Annotated in this window: 22 protein-coding genes; 7 read left to right on the top strand and 15 right to left on the bottom strand. The window is 68.8% G+C overall.

All coding sequences use genetic code 11. The annotated features are described in order from the left end of the window. Positions 1–45 precede the first annotated feature (45 nt). From A7X97_RS06405 to A7X97_RS06390, 4 genes are all read right to left on the bottom strand, one after another. On the bottom strand, positions 46–1,473 hold the full coding sequence (locus tag A7X97_RS06405; RefSeq protein ID WP_088496510.1) for an amino acid permease: 1,428 nt from the start codon (positions 1,471–1,473) through the stop codon (positions 46–48). A 205-nt stretch (positions 1,474–1,678) separates the two neighbouring features. Further along, positions 1,679–2,098, bottom strand: coding sequence for a hypothetical protein (locus tag A7X97_RS06400; RefSeq protein ID WP_088496511.1), 420 nt, complete (start codon positions 2,096–2,098; stop codon positions 1,679–1,681). Continuing rightward, positions 2,095–2,724, bottom strand: coding sequence for a leucine efflux protein LeuE (gene leuE, locus A7X97_RS06395; RefSeq protein WP_005411716.1), 630 nt, complete (start codon positions 2,722–2,724; stop codon positions 2,095–2,097). Before leuE ends, A7X97_RS06400 begins: the two co-directional genes overlap by 4 nt. 14 nt (positions 2,725–2,738) lie before the next feature. Further along, positions 2,739–3,710, bottom strand: coding sequence for a LysR family transcriptional regulator (locus A7X97_RS06390; RefSeq protein ID WP_080376955.1), 972 nt, complete (start codon positions 3,708–3,710; stop codon positions 2,739–2,741). 91 nt (positions 3,711–3,801) lie between these two features. Here A7X97_RS06390 and A7X97_RS06385 point away from each other — a divergent pair, with 91 nt between their 5' ends. Then, positions 3,802–4,809, top strand: a complete 1,008-nt coding sequence (locus A7X97_RS06385; protein WP_065186609.1) for a zinc-binding alcohol dehydrogenase family protein — start codon at positions 3,802–3,804, stop codon at positions 4,807–4,809. A gap of 161 nt (positions 4,810–4,970) precedes the next feature. Here the strand turns inward: A7X97_RS06385 and A7X97_RS06380 are convergent, their stop codons facing one another. After that, the gene (locus tag A7X97_RS06380; RefSeq protein ID WP_072168761.1) at positions 4,971–5,576 is read right to left on the bottom strand and encodes a glutathione S-transferase family protein; all 606 of its coding nucleotides are present in this window, start codon (positions 5,574–5,576) and stop codon (positions 4,971–4,973) included. A gap of 45 nt (positions 5,577–5,621) precedes the next feature. Here A7X97_RS06380 and A7X97_RS06375 point away from each other — a divergent pair, with 45 nt between their 5' ends. The 3 genes from A7X97_RS06375 (at position 5,622) to A7X97_RS06365 (ending at position 8,315) form a co-directional block, all read left to right on the top strand. Beyond that, positions 5,622–7,178, top strand: a complete 1,557-nt coding sequence (locus A7X97_RS06375) for a DNA recombination protein RmuC (protein ID WP_088496512.1) — start codon at positions 5,622–5,624, stop codon at positions 7,176–7,178. Positions 7,179–7,249: 71 nt separating this feature from the next. Then, positions 7,250–7,645 (top strand): hypothetical protein, encoded by a 396-nt coding sequence (locus A7X97_RS06370; protein WP_088496513.1) that lies wholly within the window; start codon positions 7,250–7,252, stop codon positions 7,643–7,645. A gap of 124 nt (positions 7,646–7,769) precedes the next feature. Next, on the top strand, positions 7,770–8,315 hold the full coding sequence (locus A7X97_RS06365) for a glutathione peroxidase (RefSeq protein ID WP_072168758.1): 546 nt from the start codon (positions 7,770–7,772) through the stop codon (positions 8,313–8,315). An 84-nt stretch (positions 8,316–8,399) separates the two neighbouring features. Here the strand turns inward: A7X97_RS06365 and A7X97_RS06360 are convergent, their stop codons facing one another. From A7X97_RS06360 to A7X97_RS06335, 6 genes are read right to left on the bottom strand one after another with little or no spacing between them, the layout of a single operon-like run. Further along, entirely contained in the window at positions 8,400–9,413 is a 1,014-nt protein-coding gene (locus tag A7X97_RS06360; RefSeq protein WP_088496514.1) for an MlaA family lipoprotein, read from the bottom strand. Position 9,414: 1 nt separating this feature from the next. Then, positions 9,415–9,726: an STAS domain-containing protein gene (locus A7X97_RS06355; protein WP_049417176.1), complete on the bottom strand. Its 312-nt coding sequence runs from the start codon at positions 9,724–9,726 to the stop codon at positions 9,415–9,417. Beyond that, the gene (locus A7X97_RS06350; RefSeq protein ID WP_088496515.1) at positions 9,716–10,378 is read right to left on the bottom strand and encodes an MlaC/ttg2D family ABC transporter substrate-binding protein; all 663 of its coding nucleotides are present in this window, start codon (positions 10,376–10,378) and stop codon (positions 9,716–9,718) included. Before A7X97_RS06350 ends, A7X97_RS06355 begins: the two co-directional genes overlap by 11 nt. Next, positions 10,375–10,899: an outer membrane lipid asymmetry maintenance protein MlaD gene (gene mlaD / locus A7X97_RS06345; protein WP_005411706.1), complete on the bottom strand. Its 525-nt coding sequence runs from the start codon at positions 10,897–10,899 to the stop codon at positions 10,375–10,377. Before mlaD ends, A7X97_RS06350 begins: the two co-directional genes overlap by 4 nt. 59 nt (positions 10,900–10,958) lie before the next feature. Beyond that, positions 10,959–11,708 (bottom strand): MlaE family lipid ABC transporter permease subunit, encoded by a 750-nt coding sequence (locus A7X97_RS06340; RefSeq protein WP_005414955.1) that lies wholly within the window; start codon positions 11,706–11,708, stop codon positions 10,959–10,961. Continuing rightward, positions 11,708–12,496 (bottom strand): ABC transporter ATP-binding protein, encoded by a 789-nt coding sequence (locus A7X97_RS06335; RefSeq protein ID WP_111007701.1) that lies wholly within the window; start codon positions 12,494–12,496, stop codon positions 11,708–11,710. The genes A7X97_RS06340 and A7X97_RS06335 overlap by 1 nt, the downstream gene beginning before the upstream one ends. Positions 12,497–12,685: 189 nt before the next feature. On the opposite strand from A7X97_RS06335, the gene recC reads away from it, so the two are divergent. The 3 genes from recC to recD are packed head-to-tail and all read left to right on the top strand — an operon-like array spanning position 12,686 to position 21,587. Beyond that, positions 12,686–16,033: an exodeoxyribonuclease V subunit gamma gene (recC, locus tag A7X97_RS06330; protein ID WP_088496517.1), complete on the top strand. Its 3,348-nt coding sequence runs from the start codon at positions 12,686–12,688 to the stop codon at positions 16,031–16,033. After that, the gene (recB, locus tag A7X97_RS06325; protein WP_088496518.1) at positions 16,030–19,710 is read left to right on the top strand and encodes an exodeoxyribonuclease V subunit beta; all 3,681 of its coding nucleotides are present in this window, start codon (positions 16,030–16,032) and stop codon (positions 19,708–19,710) included. The genes recC and recB overlap by 4 nt, the downstream gene beginning before the upstream one ends. Continuing rightward, on the top strand, positions 19,707–21,587 hold the full coding sequence (recD, locus tag A7X97_RS06320; RefSeq protein WP_088496519.1) for an exodeoxyribonuclease V subunit alpha: 1,881 nt from the start codon (positions 19,707–19,709) through the stop codon (positions 21,585–21,587). Before recB ends, recD begins: the two co-directional genes overlap by 4 nt. A 127-nt stretch (positions 21,588–21,714) precedes the next feature. On the opposite strand, the gene A7X97_RS06315 is transcribed toward recD, so the two are convergent. The 4 genes from A7X97_RS06315 to A7X97_RS06300 all read right to left on the bottom strand — a co-directional run. Next, on the bottom strand, positions 21,715–22,110 hold the full coding sequence (locus A7X97_RS06315) for a hypothetical protein (protein WP_072168754.1): 396 nt from the start codon (positions 22,108–22,110) through the stop codon (positions 21,715–21,717). 94 nt (positions 22,111–22,204) lie between these two features. Further along, positions 22,205–24,244, bottom strand: a complete 2,040-nt coding sequence (locus A7X97_RS06310; protein ID WP_088496520.1) for an FUSC family protein — start codon at positions 24,242–24,244, stop codon at positions 22,205–22,207. Further along, entirely contained in the window at positions 24,241–25,716 is a 1,476-nt protein-coding gene (locus tag A7X97_RS06305) for an efflux transporter outer membrane subunit (RefSeq protein WP_088496521.1), read from the bottom strand. Before A7X97_RS06305 ends, A7X97_RS06310 begins: the two co-directional genes overlap by 4 nt. Continuing rightward, positions 25,713–26,515: efflux RND transporter periplasmic adaptor subunit (locus A7X97_RS06300; protein ID WP_111007700.1), on the bottom strand; the 803-nt coding region annotated here is incomplete at its 5' end. The genes A7X97_RS06305 and A7X97_RS06300, both read right to left, overlap by 4 nt.

Raw genomic sequence — 26,515 nt, 5'->3', positions numbered from 1 at the left:
AGGATGCGAGGTGCCGGCCAGCGGCCGGCACTACCGGCGAGCCGGTTACTTCGCGATCAGTGCGTGGCGGCGGCTGTACAGGAAGTACAACACCAGGCCGGCCACGTTCCACAGCAGGAAGTACAGCTGAGTGGTGTGCGGCAGGCTGATGAACAGGTAGATGCAGCCCAGTGCAGCCAGCGGGCCGACCACGAAAGCCAGCGGCGTGCGGAAGGTGCGCTCGCGGTTCGGCTCGCGCAGGCGCAGCACCACCAGGCAGACACCCACCGCAGTGAACGCGGCAAGGGTACCGGCGTTGGCCAGTGCGGCGATCTCGTCCAGGCGCGCCACGCCGGCCAGCGCCGACACCACGACCGCAGTGAACAACGTGGTCGCCACCGGCGTGCCGGTACGTGCGTTGACCTTGGACAGGCCACGCGGCAGCAGGCCATCGCGGCTCATCACGAAGAAGATGCGGCTCTGGCCGTACAGGAAGGCCAGCAGCACGGTCGGCAGGGCGATGATCGCGATCACGCCGATCACCATTGCCGCGGTCGGATGGCCCAGCTGGCGCATGATCAGCGCCAGCGGCTCGGCGCTGTGGCCGAACACCGCGTAGCTCATCGCACCGACGGCCGCCAGCGCCACCAGCACGTAGACGATGGTGCAGCCGATCATCGAACCGATGATGCCGATCGACAGGTCGCGGCCCGGGTTCTTGGTCTCCTCGGCGGCGGTGGAGATTGCATCGAAGCCGTAGAAGGCGAAGAAGATGATCGCTGCCGCCGCCATCACGCCGTGCTCGACGCCATCGGGGCCCATCGACTTGGCAAAGCCGTACGGCATGAACGGCTGCAGGTTGGCGCTGTCGAAGGCGGGCAGGGCTACGGCGACGAAGATGGCCAGCGCGATCAGCTTGAACACCACCAGGATGGCATTGAGGGTGGCGCTCTCCTTGGTGCCGGCCATCAGCATGCCGGCCACCAGCCAGGTGATGATGATCGCCGGCAGGTTGATCATTCCGCCTTCCACATGCGGGCCGGCGGCCAGCCAGGCCGGCAGGTGTACGTTCCAGCCGAACTGGGTGTGGACCCATTCGAGGAAGCCGACGAAGTAGCCGGACCAGCCCACCGCCACCGTGCTCACCACCAGCGAGTACTCCAGGATCAGGCTCCAGCCCACCACCCAGGCGAACACCTCGCCCAGCGCACTGTAGCTGTAGGTGTAGGCGCTGCCGGCGGCCGGCATCATCGTCGACAGCTCGGCGTAGGACAGCGCCGCGCAGGCGCAGACCGCACCGGCGATGGCGAAGGAGATCAGCACGGCCGGGCCGGCCAGGTTTGCACCCACGCCGATCAGCGTGTAGATGCCGGTACCGACGATGGCACCGATGCCCAGCGCGATCAGGTGCGGCCAGCTGAGCGTCGGAACCAGGCGCCTGCCGGCTTCGTGGACGGTGACGGAATCTAGGGACTTGCGCCGGAACAGGGACATGCAGGCCTCGGAAGGGGTGACTAAGAACGACAAGTTCCCGAGTGTGACCGAACGCAGCGCAGCATTACCACTGACGGGGGTCATACCCGGGTTGGATGCGTCACTGATGGAGGCTGAACGCCGTCAATGATGACGAAATCAGCACAATCTGAGCAACAAATCGAACTCGTCCTACGATCGTCCAGCTGGCAGGGCAAACCGAGGGTCAGGGTGATCGCGGCCAATGGCAGCCATCCTCCTGCCAAGCTTCGGGGTCGTCGTGGAAGGTTGTGCTGTGGCCGTCGCGGGCGCGTTCGTAACGCAGATCCAGCACCAGCGCGCCCTGAGTGCTCAACAGGTAGCGGCCGTTGAGGCGGCCATCGATGCGCTCTTCCCAGACGCTGTCAAACTGGTACGGGCGATCTTCGGCCAGCACCGTGGTTTCCATCGAGATCCGGCGCAGGGGCAGGCGCTTGCGCTGGCCGGCGTAGCGCACGTCGGACTGTCCGTCCTCCAGCCAGCGCCATTCCAGGTGGATGCTGCCGTTGCGACCGCCGGTCAGGCAACGATGGTCCTGTACGGTGGCGCCAGAGGCGGTGCCGGCGAACAGCAGGGCCAGGCCGAGCAGCGGCAGCCGCCCGTTCATCCGTTCAGCCCCAACCGGATGCCAAACCCCACCAGGAACAGGCCGGCCACGCGGCGCAGCGCGTCGCTGATCCGCGGGTGCTGGATCAACCGGCGACGGGCCAGGTTGCCCACACCGATCAGCATCGAGCAGTAGGCGATGCTGACCACCAGGATGATCCCGGCCAGTGCCGCGAAGGTGGCGATGCCCTGGTGTGCCTTGGGATCGATGAACAACGGCAGGAAGGCCATGTAAAACAGGATCGCCTTCGGGTTGAGCAGGCTGACCAGGATCGCCTGCTGGAAGTAGCGGCCCGGCTGCATGCGGATCGGGCCGGCGTCACCACCCTCGTGTTTCGGTGTGCGCAGCAGGCTGATGCCGACCCACACCAGGTAGGCCGCACCCAGGTACTGCACGGCGTGGAACACCAGCGGGTTGGCCTTGAGCAGCGCGGCCACGCCGGCCAGCGCGAGCCACATCAGGATCTGGTCGCCGACCAGCAGGCCGGCCAGTGCGGTGTAACCGCCGCGCACGCCACCACGGCCGGTGGCGGTCAGCAGGGTGAAGGTACCGGGGCCGGGCAGGGCGAGAAACACCAGCACGGCGACCAGAAACGTCCAAAGGTCCTGGATGCCCATCCACGGCATGGCGGCGTTCTCTCTTACGGGGGGCCGCCATTGTCGGCCAGCGCCGGGACTGGCGACAGGGGGCCGGCAGGACCCTCGGGCATGCCAGACAGCAGAGGTTGCAGGTGCTGGCGCAGCTGCGCGTGCAGCTGCCGCACCGCCGGCGAGAACTGTTTGCGGTGCGGGCAGACCAGCTGCAACGGTATGTGGCTGCCGATGCCGTCGAGCAGCAGCTGCAGGCGCCCTGCGAGCACATCCTCGCGCAGGTCCAGCCAGGATTTGTAGGTGATGCCTTCGCCGGCCACCGCCCAGCGCCGCACCACATCGGCGTCATCGCAGACCAGCGGGCCGCGCACCGGAATCACGCTGCGGCGCCCGTCGACCTCGAACGACCAGCGATCATAGGCGCGGCCACTGAGCTGGTAGACCAGGCAATCATGCTCGCGCAGATCTTCCAGGCGGGTGGGCGTGCCGCGCCGCTGCAGATAGTCGGGTGACGCCGCGAGTACGCGCCGATTGCCTTCCAGCAGGGGCAGGGCGACGTAGTTGGCGTCGTCGAAGTGGCCGATGCGGATGGCCACGTCGACCGGGTCGCGGAACACGTCGGCCACTTCGTCGGACAGGCGCAGGTGCAGGCGCAGCCGGGGGTGCGCGGCGCGAAAGGCGCTCAGCCAGGGCAGCAGCAGATTTCGACCGAAGTCCGACGGCGCCGACAGCTGCAGGGTGCCGTGCAGTTCGGTGTCTTCGCCCTGCACGCGCGCCTGGCCCTCGCGCAGGGTGGCCAGCACCTCCTGCGCATACGGCAGGTACAGCGCCCCCTCGCCGGTCAGGCGCAGGCTGCGCGTGGTGCGCACGAACAGGCGCAGGTCCAGCTCGCGTTCCAGCCGCGCCACCGCCGCAGCAACCTGCCCCGGCAGCAGGTCGGCTTCGCGGGCCGCCTGCGAGAAGCTGCCCAGTGCGGCAGTACGGACGAACAGCTGCAGATCGTCGAAGCGGATCATCTTCATCGCCAGAGTGAAAGTGCTGCCCGATTCTGCGCCTTTCCGAGGGACCGCGTGCGGCGCAACCTGTCGCCTCCTTCCCCACTGGACCGCTGCCATGCGCGCCATTGCCTACACCCAAGCCGGCCTGCCGATCGATGATGCCCAGGCCCTGATCGATATTGAACTGGAACTGCCGCAGCCCGGCCCGCGTGACCTGCGGGTGGCGGTACGCGCGGTGGCGGTGAACCCGGTCGACACCAAGGTCCGCCGCGGCGTGGCCACCGATGGCCCGCGCGTGCTGGGCTGGGATGCGGTCGGCATTGTTGATGCGGTGGGCAGCGAGGTGACCCTGTTCCAGCCCGGCGACGCGGTCTACTACGCCGGCGTCATCGACCGCCCGGGCAGCAATGCGCAGTACCAGCTGGTGGATGAGCGCAGCGTCGGGCGCAAGCCGGCCAGTCTCGACGATGCCGCCGCCGCAGCGTTGCCACTGACTGCAATCACCGCCTGGGAGCTGCTGTTCGACCGCCTGCGCATCCCGGAGGGTGGTGGCGAAGGCCAGACCCTGCTGGTGATCGGTGCTGCCGGTGGTGTCGGTTCGATCCTGGTGCAGCTGGCACGGAAGCTGACCAGGCTGACCGTGATCGGCACCGCCTCGCGCCCGGATACCCAGGACTGGACGTACGCAATGGGGGCACACCACGTGATCGACCACAGCCTGCCGCTGGCCGAGGGACTGGCGCGGCTCGGCATCAGCGAGGTGCAGCATGTCGCCAGCCTGACCCACTCCGACCAGTACTACGCGCAGATCGTGGAACTGCTGGCACCGCAGGGCCAACTGGGGCTGATCGATGACCCGGGCCAGGTGGACGTGATGGCGCTCAAGCGCAAGGCGCTGTCACTGCATTGGGAGTCGATGTTCACCCGGCCGCTGTACCGCACCGCCGACATGCAGCGCCAGCACGACCTGTTGAACCGTGTGGCCGAGCTGATCGACACGGGCGTGCTGCAGACCACCCTGGGCGAGCACTTCGGGCGCATCGACGCGGCCAACCTGCGGCGCGCCCACGCGCTGCTGGAAAGCCAGCGCGCCAAGGGCAAGATCGTGCTGGAAGGCTGGTAAGGCCCGGTTTTTCCTGTAGAGCCGAGCCCACGCTCGGCTGCCGTCAGCGCACGCCGCTCAGCCGAGCATGGGCTCGGCTCTACAGAGATTCATCCACGAATGGCATGGATCCACCGTGTCGACCCAGGTCGACACCTGCTAACAGCGGCCGGCACTTCCCCTCAGGCCACGCCGTTGTCGACGTGGGTGGCGAAACCGGGCTGCTCGCGCAGCCGTTCGAACCACGCCGAGAGGTGTGGCAGCACGGGCTTGTTGCCGGGCGTGCTGCGCCAGCGCTGGGCCGATAGCCCGAGCACGATGTCGGCCAGGGTGAAGGCGTTGCCCGTCACGTGGCAGTGGCCACCGGCCAATTGTGTGTCGAGTACGCCCATCAAGTGGTTCCACTGCGCCAGGCTGGCCTCGGCGCGGGCATCGTCCGGGTAGTCCGGGTGCCGCCGCACGCGCGCCATGAACACGTGCCGCCAGGCGCTGTTGAGGTCGCTGGCCTGCCAGTCCATCCACTGCTCGACCCGGGCGCGGCCCTGCGCCGTGCCGGGCAGCAGGTCATCACGGCCAGCACGTACGGCCAGGTAGCGGCAGATGCTGTTCGATTCCCACAGCACGAAGCCGCCATCGCGCAGGACCGGCACCTGCCGGTTCGGATTCAACGTGGCCAGCAGGTCCGCCGGTGGTTCTGGCTCGTGTTGGAGTGGCAGGTCGAGGCCGGCGCACAGCCACAGCACCTTGCGCACGTTGATGGAGGTGGGCTTTCCGTACAGAGCGAGCATGGTCCTGACGCAGCAGCTGAGACTCGGCCAGCCTACACTTGCCCCATGCAAACCGAATACCTGCTCATTGCCGGCCTTCTATTGGCCGTGCTCATCCTGCAGCTGGTCGCCCTGCTGCGCCGCCCGCCGCATGACCGCCTGGAACAGGCCGTGCGCGAGGAGGCGCGCGCCGGGCGCAGCGAACTGCGCGAACAGCTCGATGGCTTCGCCCGCGCGTTGACCGATCTGTCCACCCGCACCGATCAGCGCCTGGACCTGCTGCGCGAAGCGCTGGGCGAAGATGCCCGCAAAGCGCGCGCTGAAGTGGCCGATAGCCAGCAGCGCGGCGCAGCATTGATGGGGCAGCGGCTGCAGGAACTGCGCGGTCAGCTGGAGACCTTCGGCCAGCAGCAGGAGGCACGCATCCATGCGTTTGGCCAGCAGCTGCAGGAGCTCACTGCGCGCACCGATACCCAGCTCGGGGCGCTGCGCCAGACCCTGGTGGACGATGCACGCAAGGGCCGCGAGGAGGGCGCGCTGTCGCAGCAGCGCCTGACCGACAGTCTGGGCCTGCGCCTGCAGGAACTGACACAGCGCAACGAGCAGCGCATCGCCGAGATGCGTGCCACGCTGGAGGAACAGCTGCGCGCGCTGCAGAACGACAACGCGCAGAAGCTGGAGCAGATGCGCCACACCGTGGACGAGAAGCTGCAGTCGACGCTGGAAACGCGATTGGGCAATTCCTTCAAGCTCGTCTCCGAGCGCCTGGAACAGGTGCAGCGTGGCCTCGGCGAGATGCAGCAGCTGGCCACCGGCGTGGGCGACCTCAAGCGCGTGCTGACCAACGTCAAGAACCGCGGCAGCTGGGGCGAAGTGCAGCTGGAGAACATCCTCGAGCAGACACTCACCCAGGAACAGTACGCGCGTGCGGTGAGGGTGCGCCCGGATAGTGGCGAGATGGTCGATATCGCCGTGCGCCTGCCGGGCCGCAGCAGCGACGACACGCCGGTGTGGCTGCCGATCGACTCCAAGTTCCCGCGCGAGGACTACGAGCGCCTGCTGGACGCACAGGAACAGGGCGATGCCGAAGGCGTGCGCCTGCAGGGCATCCAGCTGGAGCGCGCGGTGCGCGTGCAGGCCAAGTCGATCTGCGACAAGTACATCGTGCCACCGCACACCACGGACTTCGCGGTGATGTTCCTGCCCACCGAAGGCCTGTATGCCGAGGTGATCCGGCGCCCGGGCCTGGTTGACCTGCTGCAGCGCGAGCACCGTGTGGTGGTGGCCGGACCGACCACGGTCACTGCGTTGCTCAACAGCCTGCAGATGGGCTTTCGCACGCTGGCCATTGAAAAGCGATCCAGCGAAGTGTGGAGCCTGCTGGGTGCGGTCAAGAGCGAGTTCGGCAAGTTCGCCGGCATCCTGGAAAAGGCCGAGAAGCAGATCACTACCGTTGGCCGCAGCATCGGCGAGGCCAGCCGCAAGACCCGCACCATCGAACGCCGCCTGCGTGGCGTGGAGTCGCTGGCGTCCGAACAGGCGCAGTCGCTGCTCGGCGACCTGGCCGAGGGTGATGCGGTGGCCGAGGAGGAAGGCAGTGACGGCGAAGGCGACGAGGCCTGAGCCACGCTGACACGCCGCCTGCATCGCCGATGGGTATGCTGGCGGCCTGTCCGCTTCGACCAGGTACCGCCATGCGCCTGCCCCGCTTCACCAGCCTTGTCCTGACCGCGCTGCTCGCCGCCTGCGGCAGCGCGCCAACGACCGTGGGCACGACCACGCAGGCCGCCTCCAGCACCCCCGAAGCGGTCGAGGCCTACCGCGAAGCACGCGACGTCGACTGCCAGGCCGCCGGTGGCACCCTGCAGCGGCTCGGCCGGCTGCAGCGCGAGCAATGCGTGATTCCCTATGCCGACGCCGGCAAGGCCTGCAGCCGCAAAAGCGACTGCACGGGCCAGTGCCTGGCCGCAGGCGAGGCAGTGGCCGGTGATGCGGCGTCCGGTACCTGCCAGCGTGATGCCAGCCAGAACTTCGGTTGCCGCCAGCGTATCGAGGACGGCAAGGCGCAGGGTACGATCTGCGTGGATTGAGGATGTCCTGTAGAGCCGAGCCCATGCTCGGCTGCCATGCCATCAGCCGAGCATGGTTTCGGCTCTACAACAGCGCGCGCGGCGCTATGCTGGTGGGCCATTCCCGCCGTAGCCGGAGCCCCGCGTGAGCACCCCGATCCAGGACATTCCCCTCACCACCATCGACGGCCAGCCGTCCTCGCTTGCCGACTACCAGGGCAAGGTGCTGCTGCTGGTCAACGTCGCCTCCAAGTGCGGCCTGACCCCGCAGTACGAAGGCCTGCAGGCGCTGTATGCGGAAAAGCATGCGCAGGGCCTGGAAGTGCTGGGCTTCCCCGCCAACAACTTCCTTGGCCAGGAGCCGGGCAGCGAGGCGGAGATCCAGCAGTTCTGCCAGCTCACCTACGACGTCAGTTTCCCGATGTTCTCCAAGATCAGTGTCGCCGGTGATGACACCCACCCGCTGTACCAGCAGCTGACCGCCGCCCAGCCGCAGTCGATCGGCGAAGGCCCGCTGCGCGAGCGCCTGGCCAGCAAGGAGATCCCGATCCATCCGGCACCGGCGGTGCTGTGGAACTTCGAGAAGTTCCTGGTCGGCCGTGATGGCAAGGTGATTGCACGCTTTGCCCCGGACGTGGCGGCCGATGACGTGCGCCTGCGCGACGCCATCGAGGCCGCGCTGGTGGCCTGAGCAAAGCGTGCCAATCCGGGTTGGCACCTGCCGGAAAAGAAAACCCCGCCGAGGCGGGGTTTTTTCATGCACGGGTTGCAGCGATCAGTTGCTCCAGTTCGGCATCGGCATCGCATCCACGGGGATCGGCGAATTGGCATCGTCATGGCCGCGGTCGCGCTTGCTGCGCAGGTCGTTCTCGATCTGGTAGTTGCGGCGCTGCATCCACGCATCGCGCACCAGCGAGTACTCGTCCACGGCGGTGTCGCGCAGATCATCGATCGCCAGCAGCTGTGCGCGGGTGTCGACCAGCTGCAGGCCCTGCAGGCCGATGCGGACCTTGTCTTCCTCGATGCGGCGGATCGGCGACAACGGGATGTCACCGGCCAGGCCGAACACATCGCGCACGGTACGCGGGCCGAAGAACGGCAGTTCCACGTAGCGCGAACGACGCCAGCCCCAGGCACCCAGGGTCTGGCCGAAATCTTCATTGCGACGCGGCACCATCGCCTTGCTGGCCGGATCGAACAGGCCACCGATGCCCAGCGTGCTGTTCATCAGGAAGCGGCCGAGGCTGTCCCACGCATCGGCACCGCGGCCCTGCAGCAGCTGGTTGGTGATGGTCACCGGTGCGCGCAGATTGCTGAAGAAGTTGCTGACGCCGGTACGCGCGAAGCGTGGCACCACGTGGGTGTAGGCCGTGGCCAGCGGGCGGGCGATGCCACGGTCGACCGCGTTGTTGAACTTGTGCACCTTGCGGTTGAACGGTTCCCACGGGTCATAGGCGGCCGCACTGCCGGTGTCGCCGGTACCACCGTACAGGGCGTCGAAATCATCGTCGCTGGCGGCGGAGGATGCTGCGGTCGTCGGTGGGCTGGCCTCTGCGCCCTGCGGCGCAGCTGTCGGCGCCGCAGCGGCAGGCGTCGCCGGGTTGGCCACGGCAGCGACCGGAGCAGTACCGACCACGCCGGTATCGGCCGTTGCGGCCGGCGCTTCGGCAGCAGGGCCGGGCGCGACCACGGTGCTGGCGACCGGTGCATCGCTGCGCGCGGGCTTGCCGGCACAGGCGGTCAGGGCGGTGGCCAGGAGGATCAGGGGGAAAGTGCGTACGACGTTCATGTCAGCTCGCAGCAGAAGTAGCGTTGAAGTCCAGGTCGGGCGACAGCCGGTAGGCCGCGCTCAGCTCGTTGAAGCCGGCCGGCGCGCCGGAAATGGCCAGCGCATGGCCCGCCTTGCGTGCCCGGGAGGCCAGTTCGGCCAGCAGGGCCAGGCCGGCGCTGTCCACGCGCTCGACCTCGCCCAGCTCCAGCCGCGCCAGCTTGGCTGGCAGGGCCTGCAGTTGCGGCCACAGTGCAATCACCGCGGCACGGTCGAGCACCCCGCGCAGGCGCAGGGTGTCGCCTTCCAGCAGCGCCAGTGCGTTACTTGCCATTGCCCGCCGGCCCGGCCTGCATGCTGCCGCTGTGCAGCTCGCTGGCCACCTGCTTGATGCCCTTCTGGCGCAGCGGAGTATCGAACTGGTTGCGGAAGGTCTGCACGTAGGAGATGCCTTCGATGTTGACGTCGAAGATCTTCCACTGGCCGTTGACGTTGCGCATCCAGTACTCGACCGGGGTCGGTTCGCTGCCGGCGCGCACCAGTTCGGTGGTCACTCGCACGCCGCGGTTGCCCGGCAGCGGGCTCTCACCCTTCAGACGGAAGCTCGGCTTGCCCTGGATGTTGAGCAGGGTCGAACCGTAGCGCTGCATCAGGCTGTCGGCCATGGCATCGGCGAACAGCTTGATGTCGGCATCCGAGGCGCCGCGGGCGTGCGTGCCCAGCACCAGGCGTGCCGCATAGTCGCGGTCAAAGGTGCGGTTCAGTTCGCTGTCGATGTAGCTGCGCAGGCTGGCCGGGTTGCTGCTGAACTCGCTGCGGCGCTGCTGCAGCGTGGTGAGGATGCGCGTGCTGGCATCGATCACCACCTTGCCGGCCTGGCCCTGCGCTGCGGCAGCGGCGGGGGCGGCCGCCTGGGCCTGGGCAAGGAACGGGGTGGCCATCAGCAGCGCCGAGGCGAGCAGGGCGGGGATCAGTTTCATTTTCATGGTTGCGGTTCCGTTGCAGGCGCCTGCGCGCCATCGTTGGGCTTCTGAGCAGCGCCGCCACCGGCGCCGCCACTGAACATGTACTTGCCGACCAGCTGGATCAGGTCCACCGCCGGCTGGGTGAAGACGATCTCGTCACCGGCCTTCAGCACGTCCGGGTCGCCGCCCGGCTGCAGACCGATATAGCTCTCGCCGAGCAAACCACTGGTGAAGATGCCCGCCGAGGTGTCCGCCGGCAGGTCCTTGACCTTGCTGTCCATGCGCAGGGTCACGATGGATTCGAACTTCACCGGATCCAGGTCGATCGAGGCGACCTGGCCGACGGTGACGCCGCCGATCTTCACCGGCGCCTGCTTGCGCAGCTGGCCGACCTGGGAGAAGCGCGCCTTCAGCTCGTAGCCCTGGCTGCCCCAGCTCCAGCGCTGGTTGGTCGAGGCCACGGCCAGCACCATCAGCGAGGCCAGGGCCAGCAGCAGGAATGCGCCGACGGAGAATTCGAGTCTGGGACCGCGGATGGCCATGTGGATTACCTGATCGAGTCGTGGTGGCCGCGCGCGCCTGCGCACCGCCGGTGGAGGGGTTAGGTGAACAACATTGCCGACAGCACGAAGTTGAACATCAGCACCAGCAGCGAGGCATTGACCACCGCACGGGTGGTCGCCACCGAGGTGCCCTCGATGGTCGGCTCGGCGTGGAAACCAACATAGGCGGCGACCAGCGCTGCGGTGCCGCCGAAGATCGCCGACTTCAGCATCGCCACGCCGAAGTCATCCCAGAAATCGACGCTGTTGCGCAGTGCCGACCAGAACACGCCATTGTCCAGGCCCAGCACATGCACCGCTTCGAAGTAGCTGGCGCTGATCGCCAGCGAGCAGAAGATGCCGGTCAGCAGTGGCACGGTCAGCACCGCCGCCCAGAACCGCGGCGCGACGGCTTTGGCCACCGGGTCGATCGCCATCAGCTCCAGTGCCTTGATCTGGTCGGTGGCGCGCATCAGGCCCAGTTCGGCGGCGATCGAGCTGCCGGCGCGGCCGATGAACAGCAGCGCGGTCAGCACCGGCGCCAGTTCCCGGTACAGCGACAGGCCGAGCAGGGTCGACAGCGCGTCGGCCGCACCGAAGGTGGTCAGCGTGCGGTAGCCCTGCAGGGTCAGCACCAGGCCGACGAAGGCACCACCGACGGCGATGATCGGCAGCGAGCGTGCGCCGATCTTGTAGATCTCGCGGGTCAGCTCGGCCAGGAAATCACGGGTCGGCAGCGAACCACGCAGCACGGTCAGCGAGAACAGGCCGGCGCGACCCAGCGAACGGGTGGCTTGGACGAACGGCATCAGGCGACCCTCGCGCGCGGCGCGGCATCGAACGGAATGGGGCCATCGGGCTGGCCGTGCAGGAACTGCCGCAGCAACGGGTCCTGGCTGGACTGCAGCGCCTCGGGCGTGCCCTGGAACACGATGCCGCCATTGGCGATGGCGATCACCTGGTCGCAGATCGGCAGGGTCTCGTGCACGTGGTGGCTGACAATGATGCTGGTCAGGCCCAGGCTGTGGTTGAGGCGCTGGATCAGGCTCATGATCACGCCGGAGGCGATCGGGTCCAGCCCGGTCAGCGGCTCGTCGTAGATCATCAGTGGCGGATCCAGTGCCAGCGCGCGGGCCAGCGCGACGCGGCGCGCCATGCCGCCGGACAGTTCGCGCGGCCAGGCATCGGCAGCGGCCAGCAGGCCCACGGCATGCAGCTTCATTTGCACAAGCCGGCGCAGCACGGCGGACGGCAGGCGGGTATGCGTGCGCAGCGGCAGCGCGACGTTTTCGGCGACGGTCAGATCGGTCAGCAGCCCGTTGCCCTGCAGCAGAACACCCACGCTCTTGCGCATTTCCAGCAGCGCGCCGCTGTCATGCGGGACCGGCTTGCCGAACAGGGTGACCTCGCCGGCGACCGGACGCAGTTCGCCGGTCAGTGCCGCCAGCAGGGTCGACTTGCCACTGCCGGACGGGCCCAGCACGGCCGTGATGCTGCCCTTGGGCACCTGCAGCGACACGTCGCGCAGGATCGTGCGCCCGCTCCGGTCGATGCGGACGTTGGATAACTGCACCAGACTGGAGGTGGAAGCCGACATGGGCACCATTAACGCTTTTTAGACATCGAAGGATCGGGCCCGTCGGCTGAACATAAGCAGACTGGACGGTCCAGTATTGTGGCACGGCAAGACCCTTGCCAGGCCGGGACAATCGGCTGGCAGCGCGGAACAATCCGTACCGGCGATGGGCGGGCCATTGAATACTGCCTGCCGTGCTGCACACTGTGCATGATGAGTGACCCGGGCAGCGATTTCCGCCTCTACCATTCCAACTCCCTGGACGTGCTGGCTGCGCTGCTGGCGCGCAACGTGCGTGTGCCGGTTCCGGGCCAGCCGTTGCTCGCGCCGGAGGTGGTGCTGATCCCGCAGGTGGCGATGCGGCGTTGGCTGCAAGCGACACTCGCTGCCGAATATGGCGTGGCCGCCAACCTCGAGTTCCTGACCCCGGGCGAGTTCGTTGCCCGTGCACTCAATGCCAATGTGCCGGGCGAACGCGACGACCTGGACGCGGCGGGCCTGCACTGGAAGCTGTACCAGGCACTGCGCGACCCGGCGCTGCTGGCGCAGCCACCGATGCGCGCGCTGCAGTCCTATCTTGCCGGCGGCGATGCCCTGAAGCCGTGGGCACTGGCCGGTGAACTGGCGTCGGTGTTCGAGAAGTACCAGGCCTGGCGCCGCGACTGGTTGCTGCGCTGGGAGGCCGGCGCCGACCCGGCCGACCCGCAGGCGATCCTCTGGCGCACCATCGCCCATGGCCGCGACTACCGCGCGCGCCGCATCCAGGCGTACCTGGATCGCTTCGAGGGCGCCGGCCAGCCGCTGCCACAGGCCCTGCCACCGCGCATGTCCGCGTTCGCGACGCTCAACATCTCGCCCGACGTGCTGCGGGTGATGGCCACCCAGGCGCGGGTGGGCGAGCTGCACTTCTATATGCCCACTCCGGTGCAGTCGTACTGGGGTGACCTGCAGACGCTGGCCGAGCGCCTGCGCAGCGGCGCACCCGATCCCTTCGGTGAAGCGGCTGGTGAGAACCGCCTGCTGGAAGCCTGGGGTGCGGCCGGCCGCGACTTCATGGCGGTGCTGGGCAGCTACGAGGTGGTGCACCCGGCCGGCGAGATTGCCGCGTATTCGGATCCGGAGGAAGACACCCGGCCGACCCTGGACGAAGGCGGCCTGTCCGACAGCCTGCTGCATCGCCTGCAGCGCGATCTGTTCCACCGCCGCGCACTGCCCTCGGGCGAGCTGCGCGATGGGCTGCGCAGCGACGACCCCAGCCTGCAGGTGCATGCCTGCCACACCCGGCTGCGCGAGCTGCAGGTGCTGCACGACCAGCTGAGAAGCCTGTTGCAGGACCCTCGCTTCGACCCGCCGCTGCAGGCGCGCGAGATCGCGGTGCTGGCGCCGGACATCGATCCCTATGTGCCGTACCTGGAGGCGGTGTTCGGCGGCCGCGGCGGCGAGGAGGAGCACATTCCCTACGCGCTGGCCGACAGCAGCCCACTGGCAGGAGAGCCGCTGGCCGATGTGTTCGTGCACCTGCTGGGCCTGCCGGTCTCGCGTTTCGGCCTGAACGAGGTGCTGGACCTGCTCGCCAGCGCGCCGCTGGCCGAAGCGGCCGGGCTGGAGGCGGTGGACTTCGATCGCCTGCATGGCTGGCTGCAGCAGGCCGGCGCACGCTGGGGCCTGGATGCGAAGCACCGCAACCAGCACCAGGCGCCGGCCGACGACGCCTACACCTGGCAGTTCGCACTGGACCGCCTGGTGCTCGGTCACGCCACCGGCAGCGAGGCGGACCTGGCCGGCGTGGCGCCGTGGATCGAGCTTGAAGGCGGCGCGCTGGAAGCACTGGACCGGCTGCTGCGGCTGCTGCGCGTGCTGGCGGTCTACCAGCGTCGCCTCGGCGAGCTGCTGACCCCGGCGCAGTGGCGGCAACGGCTGCTGTCGCTGCTGGACGCGCTGCTGCCGACCGCGCCCAGCTCGCCCAACAGCCAGCGTGCCCTCGAGCGCCTGCGCAAGCTGCTGAATCAGTTCGCCGACGATGCTGCCAAGGCCGGGTTCGAAGACGGCGTGCCGCCTGAGGTGGTGCGTTCGCACTTCGCCGGTGTACTGGGTGAGGCCGATACGCGCGCGCCGCTGCTGACCGGTGGCATCAGTTTCGGCCGCATGGTGCCGATGCGCCTGCTGCCGTTCCGGGTGATCTGCGTGCTCGGTCTCAATGATGGCGATTTCCCGCGTCGTGACCCGGCCGCGGGCCTCAACCAGCTCACCGCCGAGCTGGACACGCCACGCCGCCGCCCGGGCGATCGCTCCACCCGCGAAGACGACCGCTTCCTGTTCCTGCAGCTGTTCGCCGCCGCGCAGGAGGTGTTCTACCTCAGCTACCTCGGCGCCGATCCACGCGATGGCAGCGTACGTGAGCCGTCGGTGCTGGTCAGTGAACTGATCGATGCCGCCGCCGCGTATCACCTCGATCCGCCTGCGGCGGTCCGCGACTTTACCGTTCGCCATGCACTGCAGCCGTTCTCACCGGCGGCGTTCGGAGATGGCGATCCACGCCGCTTCAGCTATCGGCGGCAATGGCATCCCGCTGCCGGCCGCCTCACCGGCCAGCGTGGGGGCCTGCAGCCGTGGTTCGATGCCCCGCTGCCGCCGCCGCTCGACGATGCGGTGGAAGACGAGCTCGCGCTCGACACCCTGCGCCGCTTCCTGTGCGACCCGGCCGGGCAGTTCCTCGCACAGTCGATGGGCCTGCGCCTGGCCGACGATGCCGGGGAAGTTGATGACCTGGAACCGCTGGTGCTGTCATCGCGCGGCCCGGAAAAGCGCAGCGTGCAGGCGGCGGTGGTGCGCGCCACGCTCAGTGGCGATACCGAACCGTTGTACCCGCGGCTGCGCGCGCGTGGCCTGCTGCCGTCCGGTCCATTGGGCCAGCGCCAGTTCGAGGTGGAGCAGTTGAAGACCCGTCCGTATGCCAGTGCGTTGCTGGGCTGGATGCAGGGCGAGCCGCTGGAAAGCCGTCGCTACGAAGTGGACATCGATGGCGTGCGCCTGCACGGCCGCGTGGCCGATCGGCATCCCGAAGGCCTGGTGCGGCTGCGCGCCGGCACGCTCAATGGCAATGCAGTGATCCGCCAGGGCCTGGACTGGCTGCTGGCCAACGCCGCCGGCGACGCACTGCCCCTTGTGCAGTTCCACGATGGCGGCGACGCCGGTCCCGGCCCGCATGTACTGCCGGCACTGAGCGCGCCTGCTGCACGCGCGGCGCTGCGCGCGCTGCTGCAGTTGCGCCAGCGCGGCCTGCGTGAGCCGCTGCGCTTTGCCCCGTATACCGGCTGGGTGCTGTACAACGCGCCGGCAGAAAAACAGCGCAGCGAGGGCTGGAAGCAGTGGCACGGCAGCGACCGCAGCTGGGGTGAATCCAGCAGCGACGCCTGGCAGCTGCTGCTGCGGGGTGCCGACCCGTTCGCCTCCGATGCCAGTTATGCCGAGCTGCTGCGCAACAGCCAGGTGGTCTTCAGCGCGGTGCGCGAAGGCCGCACCCTCGGCGCCGAAACGCGCCAGGAGGGCAGCGCATGAGCCCCGCCTTCATCGATGAGCGAGCCCAGTGCATGGCGGTCGATCCCTATCTGGCCCTGCCGCTGGATGGCATCCGCCTGATCGAAGCCAGCGCCGGTACCGGCAAGACCTTCACCCTGGCTACGCTGTTTACCCGCCTGGTGGTAGAGCAGGGCCTGCGCATCGGACAGATCCTGGCGGTGACCTTCACCGATGCGGCTACCCAGGAACTGCGCAAGCGCATCCGCGAGCGCCTGGCGCTGGCGGCGCGACTGGTCGATCTGGAACCGGTCGAAGGCGAAGCACCGGACGTGCGGCTGACCCGCGAGGTGCTGCAGCGCCATCTGCAGGGAGGTACCGAGCGCGCCGCTGCACTGAAGCGCCGCCTGCAGGTCGCCGCCGATGAGATCGACCTTGCGTCCGTCTTCACCATCCATGGCTTCTGCACCCGCGTGCTGCGCGAGCATGCGCTGGAGAGCGGCCACACCTTTGATCCGCCGGAGCTGCTGGCCAGCGACCGTGAGTTGCTGGAAGCGCTCGCGGCAGACCTGTGGCGGGTATATGCCAATGACCCGGCCACGCTGGAACCGCTGACCTGGCTGTGGTCCACCCCGGACGCACTGGTCGCCGATCTGCGCGCGTTGCTGGCCGCGCCGCCGCTGCACCCGTTGCCACAGGCGGTGGCGCTGCCCGATCCGCAGGCCGCCCTGCAGAGTGTTGCCGAAGAGCTGTCCGCAAGCGTGCGCGAGCATGGCGAGCAGTTCTTCATCGACCTCTGCGATGCGGTCGACAACAAATGGATCAACGGCGTGTCGTACAAGCTGGGCTGGCTGCACCCGCTGGGCCGGCAACTGCTGGGCTGGGCCGAACGCGCCGACCCGCGCGAGCTGCTGACCAGCGAGCGCCTGCCGGCACTGCTGCCGGAGGCGCTGGCAGCCAAGACCAACAAGAAATTCGCCGAGCGCACGCCATCGTCGCCATTGCAGGCGCCGTTGGCCCGCTATGTCGCGCTTCTGGCCGAACGCGATGCCTGGCTCCGTGCCACCGCGTTGAACTTCCTGCACGTGCTTCGCGCTGAAGCCAGACAGCGCCTGCAGGCGCTGAAGCGCACCCGCCGGGTGCAGACCTACGACGATCTGATCGATGGCGTGGCACTGGCCCTGGAAGGCCCGCAGCGGCTGGCATTGGTCAAGCAGCTGCGCGCGCAGTACCGCATCGCGTTGGTCGATGAGTTCCAGGATACCGACGACCGTCAGTGGGGCATTTTCCACACCGTGTTCGGCGATTCACCGGAAGTGCGCGAGCTCGGCCTGGCACCGGCGCTGTTCCTGATCGGCGATCCCAAGCAGGCGATCTACGGTTTCCGCGGCGGTGATATCCACACTTACCTGAAGGCCAAGCGGGCGGCGCAACAGGCGCCGGTGCTTGACCAGAACTTCCGCTCGCGACCGGCCGTGCTGCGCGCGCTGCAGGCGCTGTACGACAACGGTGGCGAAGACGCCTTCCTCGAGCGTGGCATCCAGTTCGAGCCGGTGCGGCCCGGTGGCGTGCGCAGCGATGCGGACTACCAGCGCGACGGCCATGCCGCCCCGGCACTCACTCTGCGCGTGCTGCGCAGTGGCGGTGACAAGGCGATGAGTGCCGATGCCTCGCGCGAAGCAGCCGCCCAGGCCTGTGTGGCGGCGATCCACCAGATCCTGGTCGCGGCGCGCGCCGGCAATGCGGTGCTGCGTGGGCGCCCGGTACAGCCGGGCGACATCGCGGTGCTGGTGCGTTCGCATCGCGAGGCCACACTGGTGCAGCGCGCGCTGGCCGTGGTCGGCATTCCTGCCGTGGCAGCGGGCAAGCAGAGCCTGTTCGCCACCAGCGAAGCGCGTGATCTGCGTGCACTGCTGCTGGCGCTGCTGCAGCCGGCTGACGAGGGCCGCCTGCGCGCGGCGCTGGCGACGGTGCTGCTCGGCCAGCGCGCCAGTGCGATCGCGGCGATGGAGCACGAGGGCGACCTGCAACGCGGGTTCCAGGCGCAGCTTCTGCATTGGCGCGAGCGCTGGCAGCGCGGCGGCCCGTTCGCGGTGATCGCCGACGTCTGCGCCGCGCAGGGCGAACGCCTGCTGGCGCTGATCGATGGCGAGCGCCGCCTGACCAACTACCTGCAGCTGGGCGAACTGCTGCAGGAAGCCTCGGCGCAGGCGCTGGGCATGCACGGCCTGCTGGACTGGCTGCAGGGCCAGATGGCCAGCGCCGACCAGGATGACGAGCAGCAGCTGCTGCGCCTGGAATCGGATGCGCGCCGCGTGCAGATCATCACCCTGCACAAGAGCAAGGGCCTGGAGTACCCGCTGGTGTTCCTGCCCTTCGTGGGCATCGACGGCGGTGCGCCCAACACCGCCTCGCACTGCACGGTGCATGTGGGCGGCCAGCGCCAGCTGCACTGGAAGCTGGGCAAGGACGAGGCCTGGGAAGCGGCCACTGCGCAGCGCGAGCGCGAGCAGCGTGCCGAGGATGCGCGCCTGCTGTATGTCGGCCTGACCCGCGCCGAGCACGCGCTGTGGATCGCCGTGGGTGATCTGGCCGGGCTCGGCAGGACGCGGCTGGCACCGCTGCTGGGTGACCTGCAGGCGCTGCGCACGCATGCCGATGTGCGCATCGATGACAGTGAGGTACCGGCTGCGCTGCCGCAGCTGGCGGCCGAAGTGGAAGGGGATCTTCCGGCGGTGCGTGCACTGACCCGGCGCGTTCCGCACGACTGGTGGGTGTACAGCTTCACCCAGCTGGCCCACGCCGATGCCGGCGCGGGCAGTGACATCGAAGCCGCTGCCACCGCGCTGCCGGCGCCGGCAGCCGACGAACCCACCGGCCCGGAGCTGCCGCTGGAACCGGCACTGCCGGAAGCCGCCGCGGAGGCCGAGGACAGCGCGCCGCTCGACCCGCGTTTCATGGGCAGCCGCTTCGGCAACGTGCTGCACGAGGCAATGGAAAACGTCGACTTCGCCGCATGGGCTGACTGGCAACCAGGCCGGGAAGCTCCCGAGGGCCAGGTCGAGGTGCTGCGCAAGGCGCTGCACGATGAGGGCTATGCCGACGTCGATCTGGACGATGGCGTAGCGGTGCTGGTGCCGCTGGTGGGCCACACGCTGACCGAACCGCTGCCCGAAGGCGGTGCGCTGTACAGCCTCGGTGAAGGCGAGCGCCGCGCCGAAATCGACTTCCATTTCGCCATCGAGGCGACCACGGTGCCGGCGCTGCTGCAGGTGCTGCATGCGCACGGTGTTTCCAGTGGCCGCCGCGGCTTCGGCCAGCGCCGCCGCCTGGAGGGGCTGATGACCGGCATGATCGACCTGACCTACGTGCGTGATGGCCGGTGGTACGTGCTCGACTACAAGTCCAACCGCCTGCCCGGCTACAGCCCGGACCTGCTGGCCATTGCCATGCGCCACAGCGAATACGATCTGCAGGCGCTGATCTACACCGTGGCCCTGCATCGCTGGCTGCGCTTCCGCCTGGGCGCCGCCTACGACTACGAGCGCGACATGGGCGGCATCCGTTACCTGTTCTGCCGCGGCCTGGATGGCAAGGGCAATGGCGTGCACGTGGATCGTTTCCCGTTCGCGCTGGTGGATGCACTCGACGCGCTGTTCGCCGGCGGCGAGCAGGCCCAGGCCCAGCTCGCCGCGCGTGCCCGAGGAGCCAGCGCATGAGCCTGCTGAAGGAACTGCACCAGAAGGGCCTGCTGCGCACCCTCGACCACGCATTGGCGACCAGCCTGCAGCGGTTGCGCGACGACACGCCCGACAATGTGGCACTGGCGGCGGCGCTGGCTTCGCTGGCGGTGTCGCAGGGCCACGCCGCGTTCGATCCGGCACAACCGCAGCGGTTGCTGGAAGGCGTGCCCGAGTGGCCCGCCGCGCAGGCCTGGCTGGCGCAGCTGCGCGCATCGCCCTGGGTGGCCACACCGGAGCAGGCTGACGCCATCGCCGGGGATGCCCCCTTGGTGCTGGAGAACGGGCTGCTGTACCTGCGCCGCTACCGCGAGTACGAGCGCCAGTTGGCCACCGGTCTGCAGCGCATCGGCCGGCATCCGCTGCCGGCGCCGGACATGGCAGCGTTGGCGCCGTTGTTCGCGCAGCTGTTCCCGCACGCATCGTGCGGCGAAGATCACCAGGCACGCGCAGCCGGCGTGACGCTGCGCCATCCGCTGGCGCTGGTCACCGGCGGCCCCGGCACAGGCAAGACCACCACCATCGCACGCCTGTTGCTGCTGCTGGCCGCGCAGGCCCGGCACGCCGGCCAGCCGCTGCCCGAGGTGGCGCTGGCCGCGCCCACCGGTCGCGCCGCCGAGCGGATGGCCGAGAGCCTGCGCATGGCCGTGCAACGCTTGCAGGAACAGGGACTGGATCCGACACTGTGCGCGGCACTGCCCAGCAGCGGCACCACCCTGCATCGACTGCTCGGCGTGATTCCCGACTCACCACGCTTCCGCCACCACGCCGACAATCCGCTGGCGGTGGACGTGGTGGTGGTCGACGAAGCGTCGATGATCGATCTGCCGATGATGGCCAAGCTGGTCGATGCAATTGCCAGCGGCACCCGCCTGATCCTGCTCGGCGATCCCGATCAGTTGCCGTCGGTCGAAGCCGGTGATGTGCTCAGCGCGATCCTGCGCGCCAGCGGCGATGGCATCGGCACCCGCGCCGACGATGCGCTGGCGCTGCATGGCCTGCTGGCACCGGCCACCTTGCAGCCGCAGGCCGCACCACGCGCCTTCGCCGGCCGTCGCGTACAGCTGCAACGCGGCTACCGGCAGAGTGATGCGCTGGACCTGGCACCGCTGGCGCATGCCGTGCGTGAAGGCGACAGCGGCACCGCGCTGCAGCTGCTGCGCAGTGGTGAACTGGCCGGCGTGCACTTCCACGAAGGCGAAGCCGATCCATTGCGCGGTCAGCGCGAGCACCTGCTGGGCCACTGGCGTGCACTGGCCGAGGCCGCGGATCCGGTACGTGCCCTGCAGCAGGCCGGTCGCCTGCGCGTGCTGACCGCGCTGCGCGAAGGCCCGCAAGGTGCGCGTGGGCTCAACAGCCGCATCGAACAGCTGCTGGCCGGCAACACCCCGGGCTACTTCCAGGGCCGCTTGCTGCTGGTCACCGAGAACAGCTACCGGCACCGCCTGTTCAATGGTGATATCGGCATCTGCCTGCGCGATGGCAGCGGCGCGATGGTGGCCTGGTTCCCCGGCGACAGCGTCGACCAACCACGCGCCTTCCACCCCGCAGCACTGCCCGCGCACGAAAGCGCCTTTGCGATGACCGTGCACAAGGCACAGGGCTCGGAGTTCGATGAAGTGTGGTTGCAGCTGCCACGCCAGGACAGCCGCGTGCTGTCACGCGAACTGGTCTACACCGGCCTGACCCGCGCCCGCCAGGTACTGCATGTGGCCGGCAGCGCCGACGTGCTGCAGGCCGCACTGAAGCGGCACGCCAGCCGCTTGGGCGGCCTGGCCTGGCGGTTGGGTGCCGAAGATGTGGCCGAACAACCAGCGCGCATCGAACAGCCCACGGTGCAGGGCACGTTGTTCTGACGCGGGCGTGATGCGCTGCCTGTAGAGCCGGGCCATGCTCGGCTGATGGGCCACGAAGCCGAGCGTGGCTCGACTCTACAAAAGCGCGCTTCGATCGTTCTGGTGGTCATCCACGCATGGCGTGGATCTACGCGATCAGCACCAACCCATCCGGAAACACGATCGCCGCTTCATCCGCACTCACGTCGAAGAAGCCCACGCCGTGCTTCTCGGCCAGATCCTGCACCCGCCCGTGCGCGCGCTCGGCCACCGAGTAGGCGAACGCGCCGTAGATCACCTGCCGGCCGATGCTGTACTCGGTCACCTCGGCGCGGTCGTCATCGTCGTTGCTCAGTGGTCCGTTCAACGGCGGGAATTCCTGCGCCATCTCCGCAAACCACGCTTGCAGCGCCGGGCTGCTGACGGCCGGGTCGTCATACTCGTGGCGCTCGTTCCACTGCGTCTGCTTTTCGAACCAGGCGATGAAAGCCGCCGCCTCGCGTGGCGCGGTGCTGGCCTCGAACACCATCATGTCGTAACTCATTGGATCTTCCTGTGCAGAGCAGGGGTCAGCGCCTTCGCCCGCGGCGAAGGATCCGACCCCGGCAACGGGGTCTGTGGACGCACAGGGTATCCCGCTAGAGCTGTTCGGCTGCACTCATCGCCAAGCCCGGCGCCAGCGCCTTGGCCTCTGGGAACAGCGCGAAGCGCAGGCCGATCAGGCCCATCAGCGCTTCGTCGCGGGCCTTGCAGGCGGCCACGCTGCCGACCCGGCCCAGCGACGTATCCAGCCGCTCGCGCAGCGCCTGGTCTGCAGCAATCGGCTTGCGCGCCGCGATCTGCCGCCGGTAGTGCCCAGCGATCTCTTCCAGGATGTGCTCGACGGCTTCGCGGCTGCGCTCGGGCAGTTCCAGCCGTGCACGACGCAGCTGCAAGATGTTCAGGCCGATGCGCGCCTCGTTGAGCATGTCCACCGAGGCGATGTCGCTGCCCTCCGGCGTCGCTGCCAGGCGCGGTGCGAGCAGGCCCAGCAGGTCGAGCATGCGTGCGGCGAAGCGCTGCCGATCCTGCTGGCCACGTCCTTCGGCGGCTTCGGCCAGCGTGGTCCAGCCCTGCCGCACCAGCCGGCGCGCGGTCCACTCGGCACCTACCGAACGGAACAGGCGGGTCATCACCACTGCAAAGCTAATGCCGATGAACATCGCGATCGACGAGTTGAGGAAGGTCTGGATGTTGGCGCTGTAGGTGTTCTGCAGGCTCAGCAGCGCGGCCAGATTGACTGTCAGCGGCAGCGCGAACAGCGCACTCTTCGGATGATGCAGCAGCAGTCCCAGTGGCAGGAAGGCCACCGCCAGCACCAGTGCCAGCAGGCCGAAGTCGTGCACGGCTGGGAACACGCCGAACAGGTACACGCCCGCCACTACCGAGGCGACCATCGCCCACACCAGGAACTGCACCATGCTGGGAGCCGGATCGTCCTGTGCGGCAAAAAATGCGGCCGTCACCGCCGCCATCATCGCGCCGTTGCCGCCGCCTTCCCAACCCAGCGCGATCCACAGCACGCAGTAACTCATCAGCGCCACGCCGGCACTGAGCGCGGAGAACAGCGCCATGCCGTAGTCGACATGCTTGTCGGCGGCCACCCGTTCGGTGCGGATGCGGTAGTGCGCGCGATCCAACGGCGCGGTGCCGTGGTCGATCGCGTGCTGCAGGGTGCGGCAGTCCTGCCACAGGTCCACCAGTTCCTCCAGGCGCAGCAGCAGGCTGGCCAGCTGCAGGTGCTTCAGGTCGCGGTCCACCTGCGGCTTCAGCGCACTGATGCGCGCGCGCAGGCGGGCGTACTCGCTGGCGTTGGTCGGGCGATCCAGCCAATCGCGGATGTCGTCGACCAGCGCCGGCAGCCCATCCGGCAGGGCCTGGCCATCGCTGCGCAGCGCACTCAGGCGATCGGCGATTGACGACAACACCGGCAACAGCAGCAGCATGCGCTCGCGCAGGCGCTCCATCGACACCGCCGACCCTGCATGGCGTGGATCATCGCGGCGCAGGAATTCGATCAGCGCCTCGAACTGCACCAGATCGGCGGCCAACCGGTTGCGCGGCGCGTGTGCGCGGCCACGCTCAAGGATCTGCCGGCACCACTGCGCGGCGTCCTCCATCCAGTTGCCGATGCGGGCGCGCAGCATCGGGCGTACCGACGCCGGGAACAGCAGCGAGGCAAACAGCACGGCCACCACCGTGCCGAGGATGATCTCCTCGCTGCGCGCCACCACGGTGTCGAAGATGGTCTCCGGCGAGGTGACTGCCGGGAAGCCGATGAAGGCGGTGGTGTAGCCGGCCAACAGGAACGCGTAGCCGCGAGGGCCGCGGTTGAGCAGGGCCATGAACAGGCAACCGGCCAGCCAGATCGACATTGCCGCACTCAGCACCAGCGGGGTTTCCACCAGCGCCGGCAGTGCCAGCAGCGTGGCCAGCCCGGCCACCAGTGTGCCGACGATCCGGTACACGCCCTTGGCGCGGGTCGGGCCCAGCAGCGGCTGGCTGACGATGTACACCGTGCCCATCGCCCAGTACGGGCGCGACAGGTTGCCGGCCATGGCGATGTACAGCGCGGCCACCGCGGCCAGGTAGGTCTTGATCGAGAACAGCCACGCCTGGCGGTCGGTCAGCGCGTTCATGGCTTACTTCGCCGAGGCCTGTGCGGTGGCCGCGCCGTCGGGGCAACCGTTGCCTGCCAGCCGCCACCCAGCACCAGGAACAGATGGATCTGGTCGCGCGAGACCTGCGCTTCGGCGGCGGCCAGGGTGGCGTCGCTGGTGGCCAGGCTGCGGTCGGCATCCAGGCTGGACAGGTAGGGTGTGCGGCCGCCCTGGTACAGCCGGCGGTTCTGCTCGGCGGCCAGCGCGGCCTGCTCCTGCGCCACGCGCAGCGACTGCAGTCGGCGCAGGTCCTGCGCATAGCGTTCCAGCGCAGTCTGGGTCTCGCGCAGTGCCTGCAGCACGGTGTGGTCCAACTCGGCCAGGGCCGCGTCGGCACCGGCTTCGGCGGCGTGGATGCGGGCATGCGTGCCCGAGGAGGGCAGTGTCCACGAGATCAGCGGGCCGATCGACCACTGCTGGGTCATCGGCGTGCCGAAGTCTTCCAGCAGGCCGGCGGCACCCACCGAGGCACCCAGACGGATGTCCGGATACAGCTCGGCGGTGGCCACGCCAATCCGCGCGGTGGCCGAGGCCAGCTTGCGTTCGGCCTGGCGCACGTCCGGGCGGCGCTGCAGCAGCGCACGGCCATCACCGACCGGCAGCGGCTGCGCCAGGCTGGGCGCGTGCGCGCAGTCGATCACGCCGGCCGGCAACTGGCCTGGGGTCTGGCCCAGCAGTGCGGCCAGCGAATAGGCCGCGGCCGAACGCTGCGCGCGCAGCGGCGGCAGTGCCGCCTCCAGCAGTGCCACCTGCGCATTGGCGCGGGCCAGTTCCGGCGGCGTGCCGCGGCCGGCCGCGATCAGGCGCTCGATGACGCTGCGGCTGCGCTGCTGCAGCTGCAGCGAATGCTCGGCCACGTGCAGCTCGTGGTTGGCGTGGCAGATTTCCAGGTAGCTGTCGGCCACCTGTGCGACCACGCTGACCTGGGCCAGGTCGCGCGCCGCAGCGACGGACTGCTCGTCGGCACGCGCTGCCTCGGCGCCGCGCTTGAGCTTGCCGAACAGGTCGAACTGGTAGCTGACCGCGAACTTGCCATCGGCCAGGTTGATCACCGGCAGCTCGTGCTCCTGCAGGAACGATTCGGCCGACAGCTGCGCGCGGCTGACGCCGGCCTCGGCCTCGTACTCGAATCCGCCCGCGTCCAGCGCCTGTTCGTACACGGCGGCGGCGCGGCGCAGGTGCGCATCGGCGGCCTTCAGTTCCACGTTGTCACGCAGTGCCTGGGTGATCAGCCCGTCCAGCACCGGGTCGTTGTACAGCGACCACCAGCGGTCGGGCAGCGCCTGGTTGGCAGCCACCTGCGGGTTCTGCGTATCGATGAAGGCCGCATTGGCCTCCGGGCGCTTGAACGCCGAACCTTCCGGCAGTGCATAGTCCGGGCCGACGGTTCTGCACGCGGCCAGGCTGGCCAGTGCGACGATCAGGCCGAGACGGGGCAGGGCGGCGTTCACAGGCCCGCCTGTGTCGGCGAAGTGCCGGCCTTGTCGTTGTGCGGATGGCGGCCGGTGTCCACGGTCACCGTGGCGGTACGGCCGGCAATCAACTCAACGCCCTTGGGCACTTCGTCGATGGCGATGCGCACCGGGATGCGCTGCGCCAGCCGCACCCAGTCGAAGGCCGGGGTCACGTTCGGCAGCAGGGTGCTGCCGTTGCTGCGGTAGCGGTCCTCGATACCGGCGGCAATGCTCTCGACATGGCCGTGCAGCGGTGCCGATTCGCCCATCAGGCGGATGTCCACGCGCTGCCCCGGCGCCACGCCGCGCAGTCGGGTTTCCTCGAAATAGCCATCAATGCGGAACGAGCCGGTATCCAGCAACGCCAGCACCGGCTTGCCGGCCACCACGTAGTCGCCCACGCGCATCGTGCGGTCGTTGACGCGGCCATCGGCCGGCGCGCGCACCTCGGTGCGGCCCAGGTTGAGCTCGGCCAGGTCGACCGCGGCCTGTGCGGTGGCCAGCGCCGCCTGTGCGGCCTGCAGCTTGGCGCGGCGCACTTCGGCATCCTCGGCGGCGACCAGGTCCTGCAGGCTGCGGTCGCGGCCGATCTCGCGGCGCAGCTGTGCCACCGAGGCCTGGCGTTCGGCCAGGCTGGCCTTGGCCTGCTCCAGCGCGATGCGGTAGCGGGCGCGATCGACGACGAACAGCAGGTCGCCCTTCTTCACCGCCTGGTTGTCGGCCACGTTCACCGTTTCCACCAGCCCGGACACGTCCGGCGCCACCTGCACCACGTCGGCGCCGACGTGGTGCAGGT

Origin of the sequence: Stenotrophomonas sepilia (genome assembly GCF_003244875.1) — a bacterium.
GTDB classification, from domain to species: Bacteria; Pseudomonadota; Gammaproteobacteria; order Xanthomonadales; family Xanthomonadaceae; genus Stenotrophomonas; species Stenotrophomonas sepilia.
This window is presented reverse-complemented; position numbering and strand designations above follow the sequence as displayed.

Excerpts from the sequence above, each read along its gene's own strand:
- A7X97_RS06405 (WP_088496510.1), bottom strand. The coding sequence starts at position 1,473 with ATGTCCCTGTTCCGGCGCAAGTCCCTAGATTCCGTCACCGTCCACGAA.
- A7X97_RS06400 (WP_088496511.1), bottom strand. The coding sequence starts at position 2,098 with ATGAACGGGCGGCTGCCGCTGCTCGGCCTGGCCCTGCTGTTCGCCGGC.
- leuE (WP_005411716.1), bottom strand. The coding sequence starts at position 2,724 with ATGCCGTGGATGGGCATCCAGGACCTTTGGACGTTTCTGGTCGCCGTG.
- A7X97_RS06390 (WP_080376955.1), bottom strand. The coding sequence starts at position 3,710 with ATGAAGATGATCCGCTTCGACGATCTGCAGCTGTTCGTCCGTACTGCC.
- A7X97_RS06385 (WP_065186609.1), top strand. The coding sequence starts at position 3,802 with ATGCGCGCCATTGCCTACACCCAAGCCGGCCTGCCGATCGATGATGCC.
- A7X97_RS06380 (WP_072168761.1), bottom strand. The coding sequence starts at position 5,576 with ATGCTCGCTCTGTACGGAAAGCCCACCTCCATCAACGTGCGCAAGGTG.
- A7X97_RS06375 (WP_088496512.1), top strand. The coding sequence starts at position 5,622 with ATGCAAACCGAATACCTGCTCATTGCCGGCCTTCTATTGGCCGTGCTC.
- A7X97_RS06370 (WP_088496513.1), top strand. The coding sequence starts at position 7,250 with ATGCGCCTGCCCCGCTTCACCAGCCTTGTCCTGACCGCGCTGCTCGCC.
- A7X97_RS06360 (WP_088496514.1), bottom strand. The coding sequence starts at position 9,413 with ATGAACGTCGTACGCACTTTCCCCCTGATCCTCCTGGCCACCGCCCTG.
- A7X97_RS06355 (WP_049417176.1), bottom strand. The coding sequence starts at position 9,726 with ATGGCAAGTAACGCACTGGCGCTGCTGGAAGGCGACACCCTGCGCCTG.
- A7X97_RS06350 (WP_088496515.1), bottom strand. The coding sequence starts at position 10,378 with ATGAAAATGAAACTGATCCCCGCCCTGCTCGCCTCGGCGCTGCTGATG.
- mlaD (WP_005411706.1), bottom strand. The coding sequence starts at position 10,899 with ATGGCCATCCGCGGTCCCAGACTCGAATTCTCCGTCGGCGCATTCCTG.
- A7X97_RS06340 (WP_005414955.1), bottom strand. The coding sequence starts at position 11,708 with ATGCCGTTCGTCCAAGCCACCCGTTCGCTGGGTCGCGCCGGCCTGTTC.
- A7X97_RS06335 (WP_111007701.1), bottom strand. The coding sequence starts at position 12,496 with ATGTCGGCTTCCACCTCCAGTCTGGTGCAGTTATCCAACGTCCGCATC.
- recC (WP_088496517.1), top strand. The coding sequence starts at position 12,686 with ATGATGAGTGACCCGGGCAGCGATTTCCGCCTCTACCATTCCAACTCC.
- recB (WP_088496518.1), top strand. The coding sequence starts at position 16,030 with ATGAGCCCCGCCTTCATCGATGAGCGAGCCCAGTGCATGGCGGTCGAT.
- recD (WP_088496519.1), top strand. The coding sequence starts at position 19,707 with ATGAGCCTGCTGAAGGAACTGCACCAGAAGGGCCTGCTGCGCACCCTC.
- A7X97_RS06315 (WP_072168754.1), bottom strand. The coding sequence starts at position 22,110 with ATGAGTTACGACATGATGGTGTTCGAGGCCAGCACCGCGCCACGCGAG.
- A7X97_RS06310 (WP_088496520.1), bottom strand. The coding sequence starts at position 24,244 with ATGAACGCGCTGACCGACCGCCAGGCGTGGCTGTTCTCGATCAAGACC.